This window comes from Frateuria defendens (assembly GCF_001182895.1).
Taxonomy (GTDB): Bacteria; Pseudomonadota; Gammaproteobacteria; order Xanthomonadales; family Rhodanobacteraceae; genus Frateuria_B; species Frateuria_B defendens.
Genome location: NZ_LFQR01000092.1, coordinates 1 through 2192, shown reverse-complemented (window position 1 = coordinate 2192; position 2192 = coordinate 1). Strand labels below are relative to the sequence as shown.

At 56.0% G+C, this 2192-nt stretch carries 3 protein-coding genes; all 3 read left to right on the top strand.

All coding sequences use genetic code 11. The annotated features are described in order from the left end of the window. A partial coding sequence (locus ACH65_RS19900; RefSeq protein WP_425478297.1) for a hypothetical protein occupies positions 1 to 1665 on the top strand: 1665 nt, incomplete at its 5' end. Positions 1666 to 1680: 15 nt separating this feature from the next. Then, a complete protein-coding gene (locus tag ACH65_RS19895) occupies positions 1681 to 1995 on the top strand; it encodes a hypothetical protein (RefSeq protein ID WP_153242592.1) in 315 nt (104 codons plus the stop codon). A 21-nt stretch (positions 1996 to 2016) separates the two neighbouring features. Then, on the top strand, positions 2017 to 2192 hold a 176-nt coding region (locus ACH65_RS21185), incomplete at its 3' end, for a hemagglutinin repeat-containing protein (RefSeq protein ID WP_425478298.1).

Below are 2192 nucleotides of genomic sequence, written 5' to 3'. Positions count from 1 at the left end.
CAGGAGCTGGGGAGTGTGGCGGCGCAGGTCGGCATGCGGACGGTGGGCGAGTTCGCGCTGTCGAAGCAAAAAGATGCCAACGATCGAATGAATCAGGCACAGGCGGCTTACGAACAAGCCAAGGCCCAGGGGGATGCCGCGGGTATGGCCAGTGCCAGCGATAGCTGGAATCAGGCGAAGAGCGATTACCAGCGCTGGAACGATGGCTCAGCCAGCATGAACATCCTGCACGGCGTGGTGGGAGCGGCCGCGTCAGCGCTCGGCGGTGGTAACGCAGCTCAGGGCGCAGCGGGTGCAATCGCTGGTGAGGCGGCGACGCCATATCTGGCCTCGAATCTTGGCCGGGACGGCGCGGCACTCGGGGCAGCTTTGATTGGCGGCGCGGTCGGCGGCGGCAGTGGTGCGGCGGCGGCGAACAACGGCGTGCTCTACAACTATCTGAGCCACGACCAGAAGGCGCTGGAACAGAAGGAGATCAAGGACTGCGGCGTCAATTACCTGTGCCTGGTGCAAGTGAACGCCAAGTGGTCCGCCATCAGCACGGAACAGAACGTGGGACTTGGGGTGGGCGTGGTGGCCGGCATCGGCCATAGCAGCCGCAACGCCTTGGATGCAATCGCCTACATGGAGCCGGGCCAGATCATGGATGGGATCAAGGCCATGATCACCGATCCGAACGTGGCGGCACAGATTCCAGTCGATGTGCTCAAGTCGTTCAAGGAGCGCTACGATTTCATCGAACAGCAGATGGGCGTGGCCGGCTGGGATGGCTCGGTGAAGGCAGGCGAGGCGATCGGAAGTCTGCTATTTGATGCGGGCACGGCCGTGGCTGGCGTTCGTGGAGGCTTGAAGCTTGCCAACGAGCTGCCGGATGCGGCCCGGAAGGTGGCTGACGCCGTCACCGACCTGGGGGCCCTGATCAAGAATGGAGGCCAGTCGGCGGCAGGCTCGGATGTGCCGATAGCGACGGCGGTAGCGGATGCGGAGGCGGGGACTTCTGCGGCTAACATGCAGAGTCAGATTTCAAGCGCGGTAGATGTTGCACCTGTAGTCTCTGGTGGAGAAGCCGATACAGAACAGTACGCAAAACTCAAAGCTTTCTATGCGGAGCAAGATGCCGGATATATTTCTCAGACATCTCAGGTCCAAGGTGTTAAAACCTTCCAGACTCTTGGTGTTGATAGTGCAACAGCCCAAAATTATTTGGCGACGCAGCCAGGTCAAAATATGTTGAGCGCGCTATGGGCCGCTGATCCAAGTGCTAGTAGCGCTCAGATTTATGCGCGTGCTATGGATCAACTATCCAGTGGGGCAACACTGCCGCAGATGGGGGTTGTGTCGACCCCATTGGTGAAAGTTGTCCCGCAGGGGGTGGGAGTAAGTCCCTATTCACCTTTCTTTACAACTATGGAAGAGCTAGGTAGGGCGTCGCAATCAGGAAGGACTGTGGCGGATTACTTTGGGTTGCCATTGAATAGTGAGTCGACTACATATTCGATCTATCAGATTTCACCTGCGCAGCCTGCCGGGGTGTTTATCAATCAAGTTGCTCCGGCTACTGAATTTGGCGGATTAATTCAACGTGCCGGTGGTGGAGTGCAATACATAGTGCCAAATCGCGGGTTGTGGTCAGATCCTGTACTCATTGGGTCTATGCACAACTAAATTTGAGAGGTCGTTATGAATAAAGACTTGTTGAGGCAGAAGGCTGAAGTGCTGTTGCAGCTTCTTAGGAAATATTCATCGGTAAATCCCGAGGCTCGTGAGGTTTTGCTGAGTCTTCAGGATTTGCTAGATAAGTCGATTGATTGTGAAGTGACCTCGCCGCTTGAGTGGAGGTCGATTCCAGGTGCTTATCAATTTAATGAGGGTTCGTTGCGTCAGTATGGTGATTTAGAGGGTGCTTTTGCGGAATTTAGGATTGAGATTACTGGGGGTGAAAGTCCTGCGTTAAGGCTTCTTCGGAAAGTAAAGGTGGGCAAGGATTGTAATTAATCAAATTGCGACGTTTGATTTATTTTTTATTTTTATATAAAAATCGTTGGTGTCGACGCGACCAACCGGCTGAGCCTGGTGGCCGGCAACGATGCGACGCTCCAGGGCGCGCAGCTGACCGGGAACCAGGTGGTGGCGGCCATCGGCCACCACCTGAACGTGATCAGCGAGCAGGACACGGACGACTACGCGAGCAA